Below are 19,220 nucleotides of genomic sequence, written 5' to 3'. Positions count from 1 at the left end.
CTGCGAGACCCGGGTTCAGAGCTCCAGCTGGCTGCCGATCGGCGGCTCGCCATAGGTGTTGGAGACCGGGTCGCCCTTCTGGGAATACCAGACCAGCAGGAAGATCCAGCCGACGACCGGCAGGAGCCAGAACAGGAAATACCAGCCGGACCGGTTGGTGTCGTGCAGCCGCCGGACGCTGACCGAGATCGAGGGGATCAGGGAGATCAGGCTGAAGATCGACGTCAGCGGCCCATCGTCATGAAGGCTCCAGTTCCAACCCGAACCCCAACCCCCGTTCCAGCTCCAGGTCCAGGCGTCGTGGCCCCAGGAGTGAACGCCCAGGTCGAGCACTCGCCACCCGAACAGGGTCTCGTCGACCACCCCGAGGACGCTGCTGACGACCAGATAGAAGATCACATAGTACCAGAACTCCTTGCGATCGGACCGCCCCTCGAACTGGGCGTAGCGGGTGTAGGCCTTCACGAAATCCTTCATCGGGGTCTCCGGTCTCGATCCGACGGCAACCGCCGTCTCGTGGACGCTAACACGGGTCGGCCAAACCACCAGTGAAGTCGCCGTAACCTCGGAAGGTGGCTTGACCGGTCAGTTACTTTGTGTTTCAAAGTTCTTCACAGATGGAGATCGAAATGCCCAACGCCCTGCCCGTCGCGTCCTTCGTCAGCGCCTCCGCCGCCCTCTCCGCCGTTCTCTTCGGGGCCTTCGTCCTGACCGGCACGATGGCCGTGGCCCAGACCCCGCCGCCCGCCACACTGCAGGCCGCCGCGCCCGCCGCCCGGCCCGCGACCGAAGTCATCCGCGAGGAGGGACTGGTCGCTGAATATTTCGCTCCGGTCGCCGGATCGCAGGCCTCGGCAGGTGCGGTGATCGTGCTCGGCGGGTCCGAAGGCGGGCTCGGCGGTTCGCGGGGTCTGGCGCGGCATCTGGCGGATGAGGGCTTCGCCGCCATCGCCGTCTCCTACTTCGGCGAGCCGGGCCAGCAGGCCAAGCTGGATCAGGTCCCGATCGAGCCGGTGGGCCGCGCCCTGACCTGGCTGAAGGCCCGGCCCGACATCCACGGCCCCGTCGCGATCATGGGCATCTCCAAGGGCGCCGAACTGGCCCTGCTGATCGCCAGCCGCGAGCCGCAGATTGAGGCCGTCGTGGTCGGCGTGCCCTCCAGTGTCGTCTGGGCCGGGATCGACATGGCCGGTGGGCCGGTCGGATCGTCCTGGACCGCGAACGGCCAACCCCTGACCTATGTCCACTACGACCTGTCCAAGGGCTTCACCGGCGTCTTCAACCTCTACAACGACAGCCTGACCGCCGCGCCGGCCGAGGCCTACATCCCCGTCGAGGCCATCCACGGCCCGGTCATGATGATCTCGGGTCAGGCCGACAGCCTGTGGCCCTCCTCGCGCATGGCCGCCGAGGTCGAGCAGCGGCTGAAGGACCGTCACTTCGCCTATCCGGTCGTCAACATCGCCTATCCCGACGCCGGCCACGCCGCCTTCGGGATTCCGGTGGCGGCCGACGCCCCGGGGCTGGAGCGGGCGACCTATCTGGGCGGCACCGTGCCCGGTCTGGTCGCGGCCCGCGCCGACGGCTGGCCCCGGGTCCTGGCTTTCCTGAGGACGGCCCTGAATCCCTGATTTGGCCCCTGACAGGACTTGAGAGACGGGGGGCCTGAGCCTAGGACCCCCGTCATGACCATCACGACCGTAGGCCTCGATGCCGATGACACCCTCTGGCACAACGAGACCATCTTCCGCCTGACCCACGCCCGCTTCGTCGACCTGCTGGACGACCACGGCGACCTCGAGACCATCGAGACCCGGCTGGCCGAGGTCGAGCGCCGCAACCTCCGCCTCTACGGCTACGGGGTGAAGGGCTTCACCCTGTCGATGATCGAGACGGCGATGGAGCTGTGCGACGGCGGCGCCCCGCCCGAGGTGGTGCGCGAGATCCTGGCCGCCGGACGCGAGATGCTGGCCCATCCGGTCGAGACCCTGCCCGGCGTCGACGAGGCTTTGGCCGCCCTGTCGGAGAAGTACCGGCTGGTCCTGATCACCAAGGGCGACCTGATGGATCAGGAGCGCAAGGTCGCCGCCTCGGGTCTCGGCGATCTGTTCGTGGCGGTGGAGATCGTCTCGGAGAAGGATCGCGGGACCTATGACCGCATCTTCGCCCGCCACGGCACCGGCCCGGCCGAGGCCGTCATGGCCGGCAACTCCATGAAGTCCGACGTCCTGCCGGCGCTGGAGGCCGGCGCCTTCGGCGTCCACATCCCCTATCACGTCACCTGGGCCCACGAACTGGCCGACGCGCCGGAAGGCCATCCCCGCTACGGCGCGCTGGAGACCATTGCCGCGCTTCCGGCGTGGATCGATACGCAGGCGGACGGATAAGGGGTTGCCCCCCCGCCCCCCCGTCTTTAGACGGGCCGCTTAACCGACAACCTGAACGCCCCCGGCCGCGAATCCACGCGTCGCCGGTCGTTCGCGCGAGACCGACCCATGTCCGAGCATGACGAGAAAGACGCCGCCGTCCGCGCCGCTCTCGCCACGCATGGCGACACGGGCGTCACCCCGCGCCACACCCTGTTCTACTTCTACGGCGAAGGCGACCACGACGACCTGAATGAGGTCGCCCGCCGCGCGGGCTTCGTGACCCGGGGCCAGGACGAGGTGACCGTCCTCGAAACGACCATTCCGGTGGACGAAGCCAGCTTCGCCCCCATCTCCGCCATGATGCAATCCTGGGCCGCGGCCTTCCAGCTCGACTACGACGGCTGGGAATGCGCGGTCGTGACCCACTAAGTTCAAGACCAAGAGGCCCCGATGCCCAAGCGTACAGACATCCAGTCGATCCTGATCATCGGCGCCGGCCCCATCGTCATCGGCCAGGCGTGCGAGTTCGACTATTCGGGCGTCCAGGCCTGCAAGGCCCTGAAAGCCGAGGGCTATCGCGTCATCCTGGTCAACTCCAACCCCGCCACGATCATGACCGATCCGGAGCTGGCGGACGCGACCTATATCGAGCCCATCACGCCAGAGATGGTCGAGAAGATCATCGCCAAGGAGCGCCCCGACGCCCTGCTGCCCACCATGGGCGGCCAGACGGCCCTGAACACGGCCCTGGCGCTGGACGCCTCGGGCGCGCTCAAGAAGTACGGCGTGGAGATGATCGGGGCCAAGGCCGAGGTCATCGACAAGGCCGAGGATCGCCAGAAATTCCGCGACGCCATGGACAAGCTGGGTCTGGAAAGCCCGCGCTCCAAGGCCGCCCATTCGATGGAAGAGGCGCTGGACGGGCTGGAGTTCGTCGGCCTGCCCGCCGTCATCCGTCCGTCGTTCACCTTGGCCGGCACCGGCGGCGGCATCGCCTTCAACCGCGAGGAGTTCGAGGAGATCGTCCTGCGCGGCCTCGACCTGTCGCCGACGACCGAGGTGCTGATCGAGGAAAGCGTCCTCGGCTGGAAGGAATATGAGATGGAGGTCGTCCGCGACACGGCGGACAACTGCATCATCATCTGCTCCATCGAGAATGTGGATCCGATGGGCGTACACACGGGCGACTCGATCACCGTGGCCCCCGCCCTGACCCTGACCGACAAAGAGTACCAGCGCATGCGCACGGGCTCGATCAACGTCCTGCGCGAGATCGGCGTCGAGACGGGCGGTTCGAACGTCCAGTGGGCGATCAACCCCGCCGACGGCCGGATGGTCGTCATCGAGATGAACCCGCGCGTGTCGCGCTCCTCGGCTTTGGCGTCCAAGGCCACCGGCTTCCCGATCGCCAAGGTCGCCGCCCGTCTGGCCGTCGGCTACACCCTCGACGAACTGCAGAACGACATCACCCAGGTGACGCCGGCCTCGTTCGAGCCGTCGATCGACTATGTGGTCACCAAGATCCCGCGCTTCGCCTTCGAGAAATATCCGGGCTCGGAGCCCCTGCTGGGCACCTCGATGAAGTCGGTCGGCGAGGTCATGGCCATCGGCCGGACCTTCCAGGAATCGATGCAGAAGGCCCTGCGCGGCCTCGAGACCGGCCTGTCGGGCTTCGACGAGATCGAGATCGAGGGCGCCGACGCGCTGGGCGACGAAGGCTCGATCCGCGCCGCCGTCGTTCGCGCCCTCGGCCAGCCCACCCCCGACCGCATCCGCGTCATCGCCCAGGCCTTCCGCCACGGCCTGACGGTGGAAGAGGTCAACGCCGCCTGTTCCTACGAGCCCTGGTTCCTGCGCCAGATCGCCGACATCGTGCGCGAGGAAGGCCACGTCCGGGTCAAGGGCCTGCCGACCGACGCCGCCGAGTTCCGCCAGTTGAAGGCCAAGGGCTTCTCCGACGCCCGCCTCGGCCAACTGACGGGTCAGAGCGAGAGCGCCGTCCGGAAGGCGCGCCGCGACCTGTCGGTCCGCCCCGTGTTCAAGCGCATCGACACCTGCGCCGCCGAGTTCGCCTCGGCGACCGCCTATATGTATTCGACCTACGAAACCGGCGCCCTGGGCCAGATCCCCGAGGACGAAAGCGATCCGTCGGACAAGAAGAAGGCCATCATCCTCGGCGGCGGTCCGAACCGGATCGGTCAGGGCATCGAGTTCGACTACTGCTGCTGCCACGCGGCGTTCGCCTTCGCCGACATCGGCGTCGAGTCGATCATGGTCAACTGCAACCCCGAGACGGTCTCGACCGACTACGACACCTCCGACCGCCTGTATTTCGAGCCGCTGACGGCCGAGGACGTGCTGGAGCTGATCGAGGTCGAGCGCTCCAGGGGCGAGCTGATCGGCTGCGTCGTCCAGTTCGGCGGCCAGACCCCGCTGAAGCTGGCCCATGCCCTGCATGCCGACGGCGTGCCGATCCTGGGCACTACGCTGGACTCGATCGACCTGGCCGAGGACCGCGAGCGCTTCCAGCAGATGCTGAACGACATCGGCCTGAAGCAGCCGCCGAACGGCCTGGCCCGCTCGCATGAGGAGGCCGCCGCCGAGGCTGACCGCGTCGGCTATCCGGTCGTTCTGCGCCCCTCCTATGTGCTGGGCGGCCGCGGCATGATGATCGTCCACGACCGTGAGGGTCTGGACCGCTACGTCGGCGAGGCCATGCGCGTCTCGGGCGACGATCCCGTCCTGATCGACCACTATCTGAACCGCGCCACCGAGGTGGACGTGGACGCCCTGTGCGACGACGAGACCGTCTTCGTCGCGGGCGTGCTGGAGCATATCGAGGAAGCCGGCGTCCACTCGGGCGACAGCGCCTGTTCGATGCCGCCGTGGTCGCTGTCGCCGGCCGTGGTCGCCGAGCTGAAGCGCCAGACCGAGGCCATGGCCCGGGCGCTGAAGGTGCGCGGCCTGATGAACGTGCAGTTCGCGATCGAGGAGCCGCACTCCGACAACCCGCGCATCTTCGTGCTGGAAGTGAATCCGCGCGCCTCCCGCACCGCGCCGTTCGTGGCCAAGACCATCGGCCTGCCCGTCGCCGCCATCGCCGCCAAGGTCATGGCCGGGGTGCCGCTGAAGTCCTTCGGTCTGACCGACAAGCCCTATGACCATATCGCGGTCAAGGAAGCGGTCTTCCCGTTCGCCCGCTTCGCCGGGGTCGACATCATCCTGGGGCCGGAAATGCGTTCGACCGGCGAGGTCATGGGTCTGGACTGGAAGCGCGACGGCGAGGCCGACATGGCCCCCGCCTTCGCCCGCGCCTTCGCCAAGTCCCAGATCGGCGGCGGCACCACCCTGCCGACGACGGGCTGCGCCTTCGTCTCGGTCAAGGACGACGACAAGCCCTTCATCAAGGAAGCGGTCGAGGGCCTGATCGCGGAAGGCTTCAGGATCATCGCCACGGGCGGAACGGCGACCTACCTCGCCGAACAGGGCCTGGCCGTGACCCCGGTCAAGAAGGTGCTGGAAGGCCGCCCGAACATCGTCGACGCGATGAAGAACGGCGAGGTCCAGCTGGTCTTCAACACCACCGACGGCAAGCAGGCGCTGCAGGACAGCTTCAGCCTGCGTCGCACCGCCCTGATGATGAAGATCCCCTATTACACCACCGCCGCCGGGGCGCTCGCCGCCTCCCAGGCCATCGGGGCCATCAAGGCCGGTGAGCTGGATGTGAAGGCGATCCAGGCCTACGGCTGATCCAGGAAATGTCCCGATGACCGACGCCGTGCCGGACGAGAAGGGCCCCTTCCACCACGGCACGCGCGCCGATCTGGGCGTCGGCGACGAACTGGCGGCCGGCTGGAACTCGAACTACGGCTCGGGCCAGGCCGGGTCGTGGATCTATTTCTCCGGCACGCTGGAAGCGGCGATCTGGGGCGCCGAACTGGCGGCCGGCGAGGGCCGTCAGCGCATCTATCTGGTCGAACCGACCGGCGACTGGGTCGATGATCCGAACCTGACCGACAAGAAATTCCCGGGCAATCCGACCCGCTCCTACCGCTCACGCGCCCCCTTGCGGATCGTCGGCGAGATCACGGAATGGACGCCGCATTCGCCGGAACAGCTCGCCGCCATGAAGGCCCACATCGCCCGGTTGAAGGCCGAGGGCGTCGAGGCGATCGACTGACGGCCTAGATCCCCTCGCCCGCCTCACGGTCCACGGCCTCGTCCCGTCCCGCGACGATGCGGGTGGCCCCGAGGTCGGCGGTGACGTTGCCGATGGTGCGGAAGATGTCGGGCACGACCTCGACCGCCAGCAGCAGGGGCAGAACGCCGATGGGCAGGCCCATGGCCAGGCAGATCGGGCCGATGGCGGCGAAGAAGCTGACCTGCCCCGGCAGGCCGACCGAGGCGACCGAGACGGCGATGGCGGTCAGGCCACCCGCGATCAGGGCGCCGAAGCTGAGATGCACCCCGTACAGCTGGGCGACGTAGAGGCAGACGGCCAGGTTGGCCACCGGGCTGGTCAGGCGGAAGACGGCCACCGCGAGCGGCAGGACCAGACCGGCCGAGGCGGAGGAGACGCCGAGCGTATCGCGCGCCCGCTCGACCATCACCGGCAGGCTGGCCAGGGACGACTGGGTCGAGAAGGCCACGACCTGGGCCGGGGCGACGGCGCCCGCGAACCGCTTGAGACCGATCCGCCCGAAGGCGAGGACGCCCAGATAGACAAGGATGATCACCCCGATCTGGCTCAGGCAGACGATGGCGATGTAGTGGCCCAGCACCCCGGCGGCGCCGACCCCGGCGCGCAGGCCCACGCCGAGGGCGAGGGCGAAGACGCCGAACGGCGCGGCCAGCAGCACCCAGTGAACGATGACCACCATGGCCTCGGCGGTGGCCTCGAAGAAGGCCGACAGCGGCTGGCGCAGGCGGCTCTCCAGCCGGGTGGCGGCGAAGCCGAACGCAATGGCGAAGACCACGACGCCCAGCACCCCATCCTCGGCCGCGGCCTTGATCAGGTTGGAGGGGGCCAGGCTGTTGAGGAAGGCCTGCAGCCCGTCGGTGCGCGCCGCCTCGCCCACCGTCGCGGCGGTGTCGGCGGGAATGCCCGCCAGAAGGGCGCGCCCGGCCTCGGGGTCGATGGGCCACAGATTCAGCAGGCCGAGACCCGCGACGATGGCGTAGACGGTCGCCCCGACCAGCATGATGGTGAAGACCAGAAGCGCCTTGGCCGCGAGCCGTCCGGTCGAGGCGGCGTCGGCGATGGAGACGATCCCGGTCACCAGCATGGCGAAGACCAGGGGGATGACGGTGATCCTCAGGGCGTTCAGCCAGACCCCGCCCAGGGGCTCGATAGCGGTGACGATTTGTTCCACGCCAGAGCCCTGTGAAAGGGCGCCGACGGCCAGTCCGAGCACGAGGGCGACGACCACCCACAGGCTGAGGGAGGTGAACAGGGTGCGGAGGCGCGAAGAGGTCATGCGACAGGCTTAGCACTCCCGTCGCGGGAAGCCACCCGCCGACGGTTGTTCGGCACTATCGCGCGGCCAAGCTCATGGTAGGGTTCAGAAATGCGCCTTTCGACCGTCGTTCTCGCCGCCGTCGCCGCCCTGATTTCGGGAAGCGCGCTCGCGCCTGGCGCCGTGGCCCAGACACCGACGACAGCCACGGCGGCGCCGGCCGGCCGCACCTGGGCCAATCCGGTCGACCTCGACTACAAATACAGCTTCGAACAAACGCACCAGGGCATCAGCTACCGGACCGGCGGCGACCCGACGATCGTCCTGCACCGCGACCGCTACTACCTCTTCCAGACCGGGGGCGACGGCTACTGGACCTCGCGCAATCTGGTCGACTGGACCTATGTCACGCCCGACCGCTGGCCGTTCGGCGCCGGCGTCGCCCCGGCCGCCGCCTCGGACGACGACGGCCTGTATCTGATGCAGTCCTCGACCGAGCCGAAGCCGATGCTGGTCAGTATCGATTCGACCCGCGCGGTCTGGGACTATCTGACCCGGGTGATGCCTCCGGTTCCGGGCATGGCGGCGAAGGGCGAGACGCCGACCACGGGCCAGATCCCCGCCGGTCCCTGGGCGCCCGATCTGTTCATCGACGACGACGGCAAATGGTACGTCTACTGGGGCTCGTCCGACAGCGCGCCCCTGTTCGGCTCCGAGATCAATCCGGTCCCGCCGATGGAATGGATCGACACCCCGCGTCCCTTCTTCACCCTCGACCCCGAGCGCCACGGCTGGGAGCGGTTCGGACAGGATCATTCAGGCGGCCTGCCCGACGGGACCCCGGTTCGTCCCTTCCTCGAAGGCGCCTGGATGAACAAGGTGGGCGGACGGTATTACCTCCAGTACGCCGCGCCGGGAACGGGCTACAACGCCTCCGCCACGGGGGTCTATACCGGCGCCTCGCCGCTGGGGCCGTTCGAGTACGCGCCCTACAGCCCGATCAGCTACAAGCCCGGCGGCTTCGTCAGCGGGGCGGGTCAGGGCTCCACGTTCGCGGACCGCTACGGCAATCTGTGGAACGCGGGCACGTCCTGGGTGGGGCTGAACTGGAGCTTCGAGCGGCGCATCGCCCTCTATCCGGGCGGGGTGCATCCGGACGGCCAGATGTGGTTCTCCAGCCGCTTCGGCGACTTCCCCCAGCGTGCGCCGGACGGACCCGTCACCGATCCCGACAGCCTGTTCACCGGCTGGATGCCCCTGTCCTACCGCGCCAAGGCGACCGCCTCCTCGACGCTCGAGGATTTCGCCGCCGATCGCGCGACCGACGAGGATCCGCGCACCTTCTGGGTGGCTGCGAACAACAATGCGGGTCAGACCCTGACGCTGGATCTCGGGGCGGTGAAGACGGTTCAGGCGGTGCAGGTCAACTACGCCGACTACCAGGCCGGCATCTTCGCCGAACTGCCGGGCCTGCGAACCCGGTTCCGTATCCTGTGGTCGGCCGATGGCGAGGACTGGTCGACCTTCGCCAGCCGGATGAACTCCGAGCGTGACAGTCCCAACGCCTATGTCCAGGGCGAGCGGCCGGTCCGCGCCCGCTATATCCGCTACGAACACGGCGAGGCGCCGGGCGCCCATCTGGCCATCGCCGACCTGCGGGTGTTCGGCAATGCGACCGGCCCGGCCCCGGCCGCCCCCGCCAATGTCACGGTCAAGCGCGGCGAGGATCAGAGGAATGCCATCGTCGCCTTCGACGCCGTGCCCAATCCGGCCGGCGGCCGCATCCTGGGCTACAACATCCGCTGGGGCGTGAAGCGCGACCGGCTGCACTCGACCTATCAGGTCTGGGCCGACGATCTGGCCGCGCGCGGCGGCACGGTCGAGATCCGGGCCCTGAACGCCGGGGTGGACTACGCCTTCGCCGTCGAGGCCTTCGGCGACACCGGCGTCTCGCCCCTCAGCGTCGTGCTGGACGTGCCCGGCGCGGCAGGGACGGTGCGCGAGCCCGATCCGCCGGTGACCGGCCTGCCGCAGCCCGGCGATCCCGGACCGCCGCCCGCGACCGGCACCGTCGTGACCCGTATTCCGCCCGTCTACATCAGCGGCGCCCCGCCCGTGACCGGCGCCCCCCTGCCCGCGACCGGGAACACCACGGCCCCGACGACGGCTCCCACGACGGCTCCGACCGCCACACCGCCTCCCTCCGACGCTCCCAAACCCAAGGACGACTGATGCGCGCACTGATCCCGACGACCGCCGCCCTGATCCTCCTGGCCGCCGGGAGCGCCGCAAGCGCCCAAACCGTCGCTCCGGCCTCGCCGGACGGCGCGCTCAAACAGTCGATCCTGGCGGACTATGACGCCCGTCTGGCCGCCGTCTTCGACGACTTCCACCGCCACCCCGAGCTGTCGGGCATGGAGACGCGGACCTCGGCCCGGATGGCCGAACTCCTGACCGGCCTGGGTTATGAGGTCACCACCGGCGTGGGCGGCACGGGGGTGGTCGCCGTGCTGCGCAATGGCGAGGGTCCGACCGTCCTGATCCGCGCCGACATGGACGGCCTGCCGCTGCAGGAGGCCTCGGGCCTGCCCAACGCCTCCACCGTCCGTCAGGTCGATTCCGACGGAACCGAGAAGCCGGTCATGCACGCCTGCGGCCACGATGTGCACATCACCGCCCTGGTCGGGACGGCGCGCCAGATGATGGACCACAAGACCGACTGGTCCGGCACCCTGGTCCTGATCGTCCAGCCGGCCGAGGAGCGGATCTTCGGCGCCCGGGCCATGGTCAATGACGGCCTCTATTCGCGCTTCCCCAAGCCGGATTACGCCCTGGCCTTCCACGTCGCCGCCCAGATGGAAGAGGGCAAGGTGTCGGTGCCGCTGGGCATCCACTCCTCCAGCTCGGACGGGGTCGAGATCGTCGTCCACGGCGTCGGGACCCACGGCGCCTATCCCCACCTCGGCGTCGATCCGATCGTGGTCGCCTCGTCCATCGTGATGAACCTGCAGAGCCTGCGCAGCCGCACGGTCAATCCGCTGGAAGGCGCCGTCGTCACCGTCGGATCCATCCACGGCGGCATCAAGAACAACATCATCTCCGACCGGGTCGACATGCAGCTGACGGTTCGCGCCGACAGCCCCGAGGTTCGCACCCTGCTGCTGGACGGCATCGACCGTGTGTCGCGCGGCACCGCCGAGGCGCTGGGCGTGCCGGAGAACCTGCTGCCGACTGTCACCCGCTCGACGCTTGAGACCACGCCCGCCACGATCAATGATGGCCCCACCGCCCAGCGCGTCCGCGAGGCCATCGCCGCCGCCATGGGCCCCGACGTCCTCTCCGACGAACCCCGGTCAGGCATGGGCGCCGAGGACTTCGCCTATTTCGTCACGCCCGAGAGCGGGGTGAAGGGTGTCTATTTCGACGTGGGCGGCACGCCCGCGGCCGAGGTCGAGACCGCCGCCGGCCACCACTCGCCCCTGTTCAAGATCGACGCCAAACCCTCGGTCACCACCGGCGTCGAGGCCATGACCGTCGCGGCCCTGGCGTTGCTGGCGAAGACGTGACCATCCGCCCCAGCTCCTGAACCGATGCCGGTCAGGGCCGTTTCATCCGGGCAACCGGAGTGAATGTCATGGCCCTGTCCCGTATCGCCACCGTCGTCGGCGGCCTGCTTCTGTCGAAGGGCGGACGCCGGTTCGCCGGACGTCATGCGGGCAAGCTGGCCCTCGCCACCCTGGCGTTCGAGCTCTGGCAGGGGCATCGCAACAGGGCCGTTCCCAAGGGACAGGCCCGGGCGCAGGGCCGACCGCGTCCGCAATCGCGCACGCGCTGGAGCGGTCGACGCGCCTGATCGCGCAAGCCCCTTGCCCTCCCTTGGGGAAGGCGCCCTAGTCTCCGGAAAACCCTGGGAAAGCGCGCCATGATCACCGTCCATCACCTGAACAACTCCCGCTCCCAGCGCGTGCTGTGGCTGCTGGAGGAGCTGGGCGTGCCCTATGAGGTCAAGCGCTATGAGCGCAACGCCGCCACCATGCTGGCCCCGCCCGAGTTGCGCGCCATCCATCCGCTCGGCAAGTCGCCAGTGATCGAGGAGAACGGCGTCGTCACTGCCGAGACCGGCGCCATCATCGAACAGATCCTGGCCTCCCATCCGGGCAATGCCCTGACCCCGCCCGCCGGCAGCGAGGCGGCGCGGCGCGTGACCTACTGGCTGCACTACGCCGAAGGGTCGGCCATGACGCCCCTGCTGCTCAAACTGGTGTTCGGCGCCCTGCCGAAGCGGTCGCCCGGTCTGGTCCGGCCTCTGGTCAACGCCATCTCCGGCAAGGCCCAGTCCAGCTTCATCGATCCCCAGATCGAGGCCCACTCCGCCTATTGGGAGGGCGAGCTGTCCAAGGCCCAGTGGTTCGCGGGCGATCAATTCACCGCCGCCGACATCATGATGAGCTTCCCGCTGGAGGCCTGTTCGGCCCGGGCGCCTTTCGGTGCGGACAAGCCGCGCTGCCGCGCCTTCCTGCAGGCCATCCATTCGCGCCCCGCCTATCAGCGGGCGCTGGAGCGTGGCGGGCCCTACGCCTACGCCTAGGGCTGTCCGGACGAGGGCTCACAAGGCTGTGCGCCAGAAGTGATCGGAGACGTACCGCAACCGGCCCCTCCCGCGTGCGTTAACCCGTCCATGCAGATCCAGACCGTTCAGATCGTCACCGGCCTTCTCGCCGCCATCGCCTTCGTCATCGCCTTCATTTCGGCGGGTGCGGCGGTGATCTCCTCGGTATTCGCCCTGATCGGCGCTTCGGCCCTGGCCTGGCTGGTTTATACGATCGCCAAGCGGATGCTCCTGCATCGCAGCGAGCGCAACGCGAGCCGCCCCGCCTGACTCCCGCGGCATAACGATGGTCGCCCCGACGACTTGAGTTTCGACATCAGGCGCCCTAATCTCTTTGGCCGGTCGCGCGCGCCCAGCGACTGCAGCCAACACCGCGTATCCTCTCACTGTCCTCCCTCCGGATCTCCGGGCGAAAAAGAAACTCCTGATTCATATGGAAAAAGTGCCGATGACGGCCGAGGGCTACCGCACCCTCGACGAGCAGCTCAAGCAATTGAAGTCGGTGGAACGGCCCAGCGTCATCGCGGCCATTTCCGAGGCCCGCGAACACGGCGACCTGTCGGAAAACGCCGAATATCACGCCGCCAAGGAGCGCCAGGGCTGGATCGAAGGCTCGATCGCCGAGATCGAGGACAAGATCAGCCGCGCCCAGGTCATCGACGTGACCAAGCTGTCGGGCTCTCAGGTGAAATTCGGAGCCACGGTCACCGTGGTCGACGAGGACACCGAGGAAGAAGGCCGCTACCAGATCGTCGGCGAACACGAGGCCGACGTGAAGAAGGGCAAGATCAGCATCTCCTCGCCGATCGCCCGCGCCATGATCTCCAAGGAGATCGGCGACGTGGTCGAGGTCAACACGCCCGGGGGCGTGAAGGCCTATGAAATCCTCAAGGTCGAGTGGAAGTAACCCGCCCTTTGCGGATCCAGGTCGTCTCCGACGGCCGCGCAGGAATCGAGAATCAGGCGCTGGGCCTCGCCGAGGCGATCCAGCGCCTGACGCCTGCAGACATCGTGACAAAACGCATCCGCTGGCGTCCGGCTTTCGACAAGCTGCCGTCGGTGTTGAAGCATCCGGCGATGCTGGACCCGGCGTCCGACGCCCCCTTCCCTGCTGACAACGAGGCCTGGCCCGATCTGTGGATCGCCACCGGTCGCGCCACCCTGCCGCTATCGCTGGCCGTTCGCCGCCGGTCGGCCGGCAAGACCTTCGTGGTCCAGACCCAGGACCCGCGCCTGTCGCCCGCGCGCTTCGACATGGTGGTGGCGCCCGCCCACGACGGCCTGTCGGGCGACACTGTCTTCGAGATCATCGGATCGCCGCACCGGATCACGCCGGAACGGATCGCCGAGGCCGCGCCGGCCTTCGCCGCGGCGATCGATCCCCTGCCCCATCCGCGCGTGGCGGTTCTCATCGGAGGGAAGTCCAAGGCCTTCGACCTGACCGGGGCCCATGCGGCCGATCTGGCCGACCAGATCGCGGCGGCGATCGAGGCGGCGGGCGGATCGCTGCTGCTGACCTTCTCGCGCCGCACGCCCGAGGCGGCGAAGGCGGCGATGACCGCTCGCCTGGCGGGCCTGCCGGGCATGATCTGGGACGGCCAAGGGACCAACCCCTTCTTCGCCTTCCTGAACGCCGCCGACTACATCCTGGTCACCGAGGATAGCGCCAACATGGCCGCCGAGGCCGCCTCGACGGGCAAGCCGGTGCATATCCTGCCGATGGTCGCCCTCAAGCCGCCGGGCAAGTTCGCGCGCCTGCACGCGGACCTTGAGGCCCACGGGGCGACGCGACCGTTCGACGGGACGCTGGGCAGCTGGACCTATCCGCCCCTGGCCGAGACCGACCGGGCGGCCCGGGCCGTTCTGGAGGCGATGCGGGCGCGCTGAAACGCCGGACGGTCAGTCTCCGCCGCCGCCCCCGTCACCGCCGCCGTCCGAACCGCCGTCGTGCCCGCCATGGCCGTGGCCATGTCCGTGATGACCATGATCACTGGACCTGTGGCTGGAAAAGTCGCCATGAAAGATGCCATCGCCGGAGCCGCCTCCATCGCGCCCCTGGCCCGGCTTGAGGGCCGCCAGCCAATCGATAATGAGGGCCAGGGCGACACCCGCCAGCACGCCACCGATGATGCCGAAGGCCAGATGCCCGGTCCACAGCCCGCACATCGCCCCGACAATCAGGCCGATCAGGACGCCGACGCCCAGAAAACTGCGTTGCGGCATGTCGCCGGCTCCTGTGGATTTGAACGTCGCACGGCATCGCGCGAAGCGGAATCAGCGACTACATAGGCCATCATGACCGAACCTCGCAAAGTCCGCCTCGCCATCATCGGATCCGGCCCCGCCGGCTGGACCGCCGCCATCTATGCGGCACGCGCCCTGCTCAACCCGGTGATCATCGCCGGCATCCAGCCCGGCGGCCAGCTGACCATCACCACCGATGTCGAGAACTATCCCGGCTTCGCCGAGGTCATCCAGGGTCCCTGGCTGATGGAGCAGATGAAGGCCCAGGCCGAACACGTCGGGACCGAGATCATCGAGGACATCGTGGTCAGCGCCGACCTGTCATCGCGGCCCTTCCGCCTGAAGCTGGATTCGGGCGCCGAGATGCTGGCCGAGACGGTGATCATCTCGACCGGCGCCCAGGCCAAGTGGCTGGGTCTGGAGAGCGAGCAGAAATACCAGGGCTTCGGCGTCTCGGCCTGCGCCACCTGCGACGGCTTCTTCTATCGCGGCAAACAGGTGATCGTCGTCGGCGGCGGCAACACCGCGGTCGAGGAGGCGCTGTTCCTGACGAACTTCGCGGCCAAGGTCACGGTCGTGCACCGCAAGAACGAGTTCCGCGCCGAGAAGATCCTGCAGGACCGCCTGCTGGCCAATCCCAAGATCGAGGTCATCTGGGACCATGCGGTCGAGGAAATCCTCGGCCAGACGGACGGCGTCGCCTCCAATGTCACCGGCGCGCGCCTGCTGAACGTCAAGACGGGCGAGACGCAAGTCGTCGACGCCGACGGCGTCTTCATCGCCATCGGTCACGCCCCCTCGTCCGAGCTGTTCCAGGGCCAGCTGGAAACCAAGGCCGGCGGTTATCTGGTCGTGAAGCCCGGCTCGACGGCGACCAATATCGAGGGCGTCTACGCCGCGGGCGACGTCACCGACGACATCTACCGCCAGGCCGTCACGGCGGCCGGCATGGGCTGTATGGCCGCGCTCGACGCGGTCCGCTTCCTCGCGGAAGAAGACCACGCCCGCGCCCACAACCCGATCAGCCACCACGAGGCCGAGAAGATCGGGGTCTGGTAGGCCTCACCCCAGATCGTATTCGCTGGCGGCCGTCAGCTCGTCCAGGGCGTCCTGCGGGACCTCCAGCGTCGCCGCCTTGAGGGTGTCGTTCAACTGATCCAGCGAGGTCGCGCTGACGATCGGCGCCGTCACGCCCGGACGGCTCAGCAGCCAGGCCAGCGACACCTGCGCCGGCGTCGCCTCCAGCCGTTGGGCGATCCCGTCCAGCACCGCCAGAATGCGCACGCCGCGTTCGTTGAAGTGGTCCTTCAGCGCCCCGCCGCGGCTGGCGTTCTTGAGGTCTTGCTCGGTCTTGTACTTCCCGCTCAGGAAGCCGCTCTCGAGGCTGAAATAGGTGATGACGCCCAGGTTCTGGGCGACCGCATAGTCCTGCAGTTCGCCTTCGAAGGTCGCGCGGCTGTAGAGGTTGTAGTGGGGCTGCAGGGTCTCATAGCGCGGCAGCCCCTTCTCCGCCGCCAGCGCCGCGGCCTCCTTCAGCTTCGGCACATCGTGATTGGAAGCGCCGATGGCGCGGACCTTGCCCGACTGAATCAGGGCCTCGTAGGCGCGCAGAGTTTCTTCGGTCGGGGTGACCTTGTCCATCCAGTGCGACTGATAGAGGTCGATGACGTCGGTCTTGAGCCGCTTCAGGCTGGCGTCCACCGCCTTCTCGATCCATTTGGCCGACAGGTCGTTACGGGCGTCGTCGCCGTTCTGGCCCATCGATGACCCGACCTTGGTCAGGATCAGGACGTCGTCGCGCTTGCCCCGCGCCTTCAGCCATTCGCCGATGATGGTCTCGCTCTCGCCGCCGGAATTGCCCGGGACCCAGCGTGAATAGACGTCGGCGGTGTCGATGGCGTTGAAGCCGGCGTCGACGAAGGCGTCGAGGATCTCGAACGACCGGTCCCTGTCGATGGTCCAGCCGAAGACATTACCGCCGAACACGAGGGGCGCGGTCTCCAGACCGCTCTTGCCGAGGGGACGTCTTTGCATGGGGAGGCTCCTTTTCGGGGGAGCTTCTGACTTATGCCCGATCAGGCCGCCCGCAACCGGCGCGGCGGCGATTTATCAGGCGAACAACTGCAGTTCCGGCGGGGCGTAGTCGACCGGCTCGCCCTTGCGGCGACGCAGGGCGTAGTGGACGGCGGTCTGGACGGCGCGTTCGTCGGCGGGCTTGGACAGGACGCCGATGGTCCCCGCGACGCCGTCGCGCACCATGCCGGGATTGGCGGTCATATAGAGGACGGTGACGCCGTCTTCCTGGGCCAGGGCGCGGCCGAGCTCGACGCCCGTGGGGCCGTCCGACAGGTGAATGTCCACCAAGGCCAGATCGACTTCCATTTCCTTGACCAGATTCCGGGCGGTGCGCGCATCGGCCGCGGTGCCGACAACCTCGTGACCGAGGTCTTCCAGAACGAAGCGCAGCTCCATGGCCACCAGCGCTTCGTCTTCAATGATCAGGATACGCGAAGTCATTCTTTCAGCTTGCTTGATCGACGCCCTGCGCCTGAACGCACAACGCCCTTGCAGGTTTCACGCCATGGACCATCAAACAGCCTTTTCGGCCGCCTTGCGTCTGGAAAGCGCGGTTGCGGGGAGGTCCGCCACGACAATCAAACCGGTCGGAGCCCAGATTCGTTCCAATTTTCCGGCCAGTTGTCCCTCCACCGAGATGGTCGCCAGCGACGAGCCGAAGCCCACGCGCGTCGGCGTCGCGGCGATCGGCGGCCCGCCCCTTTCGGTCCAGGTCAGGCGGAAGCGGTCGCCGGCCAGACGGGTGTCCAGCGTCACCAGACCCCCGGGCTCCGACAGGGCGCCGTATTTGGCGGCATTGGTCGCCAGCTCATGGAACAGCAGGGCCACCGAGGTCGCGGCCTGATCATCGAACAGGGCGTCGTCCCCTTCCAGCACCACCCGCGGCGCGCCGTCGAGGGCGGCATAGGGCTTGAACAGGGCCTCGAGGAAGGCGTGAAGGGTCATGCCCCCGACGGTCGGCCGCGACACCTCCGTATGGGGCCGCACGAACTCATGCGCCCGCGCCAGGGCCCCGATCCGGTTCCGCACCGCGGCCGCGAAGGCCTTGGCCTCCGGATACTCCCGCGCCGACAGGGCGATCAGGGCCGAGACCACGGCGAAGATGTTCTTGATCCGGTGGCTCAGCTCCTGGCTCAGCAGCTCGGTATTGTGTTCGACCCGCTTCAGGTCGTCGATGTCCGTGCAGGTCCCGAACCAGCGAACGATATCGCCCGCCTCGTTCCGGATCGGCGTCGCCCGCCCCAGGGTCCAGCGATAGACCCCGTCGTGCCGCCTCAGCCGGTATTCGATCTCATAGAGGTCGCCCGTCTCCAGCGAGCGCCGCCAGACCTCCCAGGCGCGCGGCTGGTCGTCCGGATGGAAGATGGCGTTCCATCCCTCGCCGTCGGTCGAGCCGACCTCGACGCCGGTGAACTCGTACCAGCGGGCGTTATAGTAGTCGTGGAATCCGTCCGGCAGGGTCGACCAGACCATCTGGGGCATGGAGTCGGCGATGGCGCGGAACTTGGCCTCGCTCTCGGCCAGGGCCGAGGCGGCCTCGGCCAGATTGGCGTCCATCGCCTTGCGTTCGGTGATGTCGACAGCCAGGCCGGGGAAGCGTTCGGGCGCGCCGTCGGCGCCGTAATAGACCTGCCCCCGCGCCACGACCCAGCGCTCCGGCTGTCCCTCGACCACCAGACGGTATTCGCTGATGAAGGGTTTGCCCTCCTGGAGGGCGACCCGCATGTCCTCCATCCCTTGCGCGAAGTCGTCGTTGTGGATGGCGGCGGTGAAGACGCGAATCGGGGCGCCGGCGGCGGCGACCGCCGGGTCGACGCCGTACATGCGCGCGAATTTCTCGTCCGACACGACCCGGTCGTTGACGATGTCCCAGTCGAAAGCGCCGACATAGTCCGAGGCCGTCATGGCCCGGCGGGTCGTCTCCTCGCTCTCACGGCGCTGGGTCAGGGCGCGGCGCAGCTCCAGCTGGGCCATGGCCTGACCGGCGAGCGTCTTCAGGGCCGAGGCCTGGAACTCGGTCAGCCCTTCCGGCCGTGGCTCGGTGTCGAGGACGCACAGTGTGCCCAGCGGCAGGCCCTCGGCGGTCTTCAGCAGCACCCCGGCGTAGAAACGCAGATGGGCCTCCCCGGTGACCAGCGGATTGCAGGTGAAGCGGGGGTCTTCGGTCGCGTCCGGAACCACCATGCCGTCCTGCATGAGCAGGGCGTGGGCGCAGAAGGAGGTCTCCAGCGGCGTCTCGCGCACGCCCAGCCCGACCTCGGCCTTGAACCACTGCCGGCCCTCGTCGATCAGATTGACCACCGCGATCGGCGCCTCGCAGATCTGGGCGACCAGCTTGACCAGATCGTCGAAGGAGGCCTCGCGGTCGGTGTCGAGGATCGCATAGCTGCGCAGGGCGGCGATCCGCTCAGGCTCGCTCCACGGCTCGATCTGTTCGACGGGCGTTTCAGTCACGGCAGGCCTTCT

Annotated in this window: 19 protein-coding genes; 13 read left to right on the top strand and 6 right to left on the bottom strand. The window is 68.2% G+C overall.

Annotated elements, in window-relative coordinates:
- Window positions 1–15: 15 nt before the first annotated feature.
- Window positions 16–477 carry a DUF805 domain-containing protein gene (locus AC1ROD_RS03895; RefSeq protein ID WP_492946941.1) on the bottom strand — a complete coding sequence of 154 codons (462 nt, stop codon included), beginning with the start codon at window positions 475–477 and terminating at the stop codon, window positions 16–18.
- Window positions 478–629: 152 nt separating this feature from the next.
- Here AC1ROD_RS03895 and AC1ROD_RS03890 point away from each other — a divergent pair, with 152 nt between their 5' ends.
- From AC1ROD_RS03890 to arr, 5 genes are all read left to right on the top strand, one after another.
- Window positions 630–1,631: an acyl-CoA thioester hydrolase/BAAT C-terminal domain-containing protein gene (locus AC1ROD_RS03890; protein ID WP_492946940.1), complete on the top strand. Its 1,002-nt coding sequence runs from the start codon at window positions 630–632 to the stop codon at window positions 1,629–1,631.
- Window positions 1,632–1,685: 54 nt separating this feature from the next.
- A complete protein-coding gene (locus tag AC1ROD_RS03885) occupies window positions 1,686–2,387 on the top strand; it encodes an HAD family hydrolase (RefSeq protein ID WP_492946939.1) in 702 nt (233 codons plus the stop codon).
- A gap of 108 nt (window positions 2,388–2,495) precedes the next feature.
- Window positions 2,496–2,798, top strand: a complete 303-nt coding sequence (locus tag AC1ROD_RS03880) for a hypothetical protein (protein ID WP_492946938.1) — start codon at window positions 2,496–2,498, stop codon at window positions 2,796–2,798.
- 21 nt (window positions 2,799–2,819) lie between these two features.
- Entirely contained in the window at window positions 2,820–6,119 is a 3,300-nt protein-coding gene (gene carB / locus AC1ROD_RS03875; RefSeq protein WP_492946937.1) for a carbamoyl-phosphate synthase large subunit, read from the top strand.
- Window positions 6,120–6,135: 16 nt separating this feature from the next.
- Window positions 6,136–6,549 carry an NAD(+)--rifampin ADP-ribosyltransferase gene (gene arr, locus AC1ROD_RS03870; protein ID WP_492946936.1) on the top strand — a complete coding sequence of 138 codons (414 nt, stop codon included), beginning with the start codon at window positions 6,136–6,138 and terminating at the stop codon, window positions 6,547–6,549.
- A gap of 4 nt (window positions 6,550–6,553) precedes the next feature.
- Here the strand turns inward: arr and AC1ROD_RS03865 are convergent, their stop codons facing one another.
- On the bottom strand, window positions 6,554–7,846 hold the full coding sequence (locus tag AC1ROD_RS03865; protein WP_492946935.1) for a dicarboxylate/amino acid:cation symporter: 1,293 nt from the start codon (window positions 7,844–7,846) through the stop codon (window positions 6,554–6,556).
- Between the two features lie 90 nt (window positions 7,847–7,936).
- Between AC1ROD_RS03865 and AC1ROD_RS03860 the strand changes: the two genes are divergently transcribed.
- The 7 genes from AC1ROD_RS03860 to AC1ROD_RS03830 all read left to right on the top strand — a co-directional run bounded on the left by AC1ROD_RS03860 (window position 7,937) and on the right by AC1ROD_RS03830 (window position 14,321).
- Complete coding sequence (locus AC1ROD_RS03860; RefSeq protein ID WP_492946934.1) at window positions 7,937–10,057, top strand: discoidin domain-containing protein; 2,121 nt, start codon at window positions 7,937–7,939, stop codon at window positions 10,055–10,057.
- On the top strand, window positions 10,057–11,391 hold the full coding sequence (locus AC1ROD_RS03855) for an amidohydrolase (RefSeq protein ID WP_492946933.1): 1,335 nt from the start codon (window positions 10,057–10,059) through the stop codon (window positions 11,389–11,391). The genes AC1ROD_RS03860 and AC1ROD_RS03855 overlap by 1 nt, the downstream gene beginning before the upstream one ends.
- Before the next feature lie 68 nt (window positions 11,392–11,459).
- The gene (locus tag AC1ROD_RS03850) at window positions 11,460–11,678 is read left to right on the top strand and encodes a cysteine protease (protein WP_492946932.1); all 219 of its coding nucleotides are present in this window, start codon (window positions 11,460–11,462) and stop codon (window positions 11,676–11,678) included.
- Between the two features lie 69 nt (window positions 11,679–11,747).
- Window positions 11,748–12,413 carry a glutathione S-transferase gene (locus AC1ROD_RS03845; RefSeq protein WP_492946931.1) on the top strand — a complete coding sequence of 222 codons (666 nt, stop codon included), beginning with the start codon at window positions 11,748–11,750 and terminating at the stop codon, window positions 12,411–12,413.
- A gap of 90 nt (window positions 12,414–12,503) precedes the next feature.
- Window positions 12,504–12,704 carry a hypothetical protein gene (locus AC1ROD_RS03840; protein WP_492946930.1) on the top strand — a complete coding sequence of 67 codons (201 nt, stop codon included), beginning with the start codon at window positions 12,504–12,506 and terminating at the stop codon, window positions 12,702–12,704.
- A gap of 163 nt (window positions 12,705–12,867) precedes the next feature.
- Complete coding sequence (greA, locus tag AC1ROD_RS03835) at window positions 12,868–13,341, top strand: transcription elongation factor GreA (protein WP_207868605.1); 474 nt, start codon at window positions 12,868–12,870, stop codon at window positions 13,339–13,341.
- Window positions 13,342–13,349: 8 nt separating this feature from the next.
- Complete coding sequence (locus AC1ROD_RS03830) at window positions 13,350–14,321, top strand: mitochondrial fission ELM1 family protein (protein ID WP_492946929.1); 972 nt, start codon at window positions 13,350–13,352, stop codon at window positions 14,319–14,321.
- 12 nt (window positions 14,322–14,333) lie between these two features.
- On the opposite strand, the gene AC1ROD_RS03825 is transcribed toward AC1ROD_RS03830, so the two are convergent.
- On the bottom strand, window positions 14,334–14,657 hold the full coding sequence (locus tag AC1ROD_RS03825) for a hypothetical protein (RefSeq protein ID WP_492946928.1): 324 nt from the start codon (window positions 14,655–14,657) through the stop codon (window positions 14,334–14,336).
- Window positions 14,658–14,729: 72 nt separating this feature from the next.
- Between AC1ROD_RS03825 and trxB the strand changes: the two genes are divergently transcribed.
- On the top strand, window positions 14,730–15,737 hold the full coding sequence (gene trxB / locus AC1ROD_RS03820) for a thioredoxin-disulfide reductase (protein WP_492946927.1): 1,008 nt from the start codon (window positions 14,730–14,732) through the stop codon (window positions 15,735–15,737).
- A 3-nt stretch (window positions 15,738–15,740) separates the two neighbouring features.
- Here trxB and AC1ROD_RS03815 read toward each other — a convergent pair whose 3' ends face one another.
- From AC1ROD_RS03815 to AC1ROD_RS03805, 3 genes are all read right to left on the bottom strand, one after another.
- On the bottom strand, window positions 15,741–16,712 hold the full coding sequence (locus AC1ROD_RS03815; RefSeq protein WP_492946926.1) for an aldo/keto reductase: 972 nt from the start codon (window positions 16,710–16,712) through the stop codon (window positions 15,741–15,743).
- Window positions 16,713–16,787: 75 nt separating this feature from the next.
- Window positions 16,788–17,195, bottom strand: coding sequence for a response regulator (locus AC1ROD_RS03810; protein WP_492946925.1), 408 nt, complete (start codon window positions 17,193–17,195; stop codon window positions 16,788–16,790).
- A gap of 72 nt (window positions 17,196–17,267) precedes the next feature.
- Complete coding sequence (locus AC1ROD_RS03805; RefSeq protein ID WP_492946924.1) at window positions 17,268–19,208, bottom strand: PAS domain-containing protein; 1,941 nt, start codon at window positions 19,206–19,208, stop codon at window positions 17,268–17,270.
- Window positions 19,209–19,220 lie beyond the last annotated feature (12 nt).

The organism is Brevundimonas sp. GW821-FHT12E07 (assembly GCF_058807035.1).
This window is presented reverse-complemented; position numbering and strand designations above follow the sequence as displayed.

Excerpts from the sequence above, each read along its gene's own strand:
- AC1ROD_RS03895 (WP_492946941.1), bottom strand. The coding sequence starts at position 477 with ATGAAGGATTTCGTGAAGGCCTACACCCGCTACGCCCAGTTCGAGGGG.
- AC1ROD_RS03890 (WP_492946940.1), top strand. The coding sequence starts at position 630 with ATGCCCAACGCCCTGCCCGTCGCGTCCTTCGTCAGCGCCTCCGCCGCC.
- AC1ROD_RS03885 (WP_492946939.1), top strand. The coding sequence starts at position 1,686 with ATGACCATCACGACCGTAGGCCTCGATGCCGATGACACCCTCTGGCAC.
- AC1ROD_RS03880 (WP_492946938.1), top strand. The coding sequence starts at position 2,496 with ATGTCCGAGCATGACGAGAAAGACGCCGCCGTCCGCGCCGCTCTCGCC.
- carB (WP_492946937.1), top strand. The coding sequence starts at position 2,820 with ATGCCCAAGCGTACAGACATCCAGTCGATCCTGATCATCGGCGCCGGC.
- arr (WP_492946936.1), top strand. The coding sequence starts at position 6,136 with ATGACCGACGCCGTGCCGGACGAGAAGGGCCCCTTCCACCACGGCACG.
- AC1ROD_RS03865 (WP_492946935.1), bottom strand. The coding sequence starts at position 7,846 with ATGACCTCTTCGCGCCTCCGCACCCTGTTCACCTCCCTCAGCCTGTGG.
- AC1ROD_RS03860 (WP_492946934.1), top strand. The coding sequence starts at position 7,937 with ATGCGCCTTTCGACCGTCGTTCTCGCCGCCGTCGCCGCCCTGATTTCG.
- AC1ROD_RS03855 (WP_492946933.1), top strand. The coding sequence starts at position 10,057 with ATGCGCGCACTGATCCCGACGACCGCCGCCCTGATCCTCCTGGCCGCC.
- AC1ROD_RS03850 (WP_492946932.1), top strand. The coding sequence starts at position 11,460 with ATGGCCCTGTCCCGTATCGCCACCGTCGTCGGCGGCCTGCTTCTGTCG.
- AC1ROD_RS03845 (WP_492946931.1), top strand. The coding sequence starts at position 11,748 with ATGATCACCGTCCATCACCTGAACAACTCCCGCTCCCAGCGCGTGCTG.
- AC1ROD_RS03840 (WP_492946930.1), top strand. The coding sequence starts at position 12,504 with ATGCAGATCCAGACCGTTCAGATCGTCACCGGCCTTCTCGCCGCCATC.
- greA (WP_207868605.1), top strand. The coding sequence starts at position 12,868 with ATGGAAAAAGTGCCGATGACGGCCGAGGGCTACCGCACCCTCGACGAG.
- AC1ROD_RS03825 (WP_492946928.1), bottom strand. The coding sequence starts at position 14,657 with ATGCCGCAACGCAGTTTTCTGGGCGTCGGCGTCCTGATCGGCCTGATT.
- trxB (WP_492946927.1), top strand. The coding sequence starts at position 14,730 with ATGACCGAACCTCGCAAAGTCCGCCTCGCCATCATCGGATCCGGCCCC.
- AC1ROD_RS03815 (WP_492946926.1), bottom strand. The coding sequence starts at position 16,712 with ATGCAAAGACGTCCCCTCGGCAAGAGCGGTCTGGAGACCGCGCCCCTC.
- AC1ROD_RS03810 (WP_492946925.1), bottom strand. The coding sequence starts at position 17,195 with ATGACTTCGCGTATCCTGATCATTGAAGACGAAGCGCTGGTGGCCATG.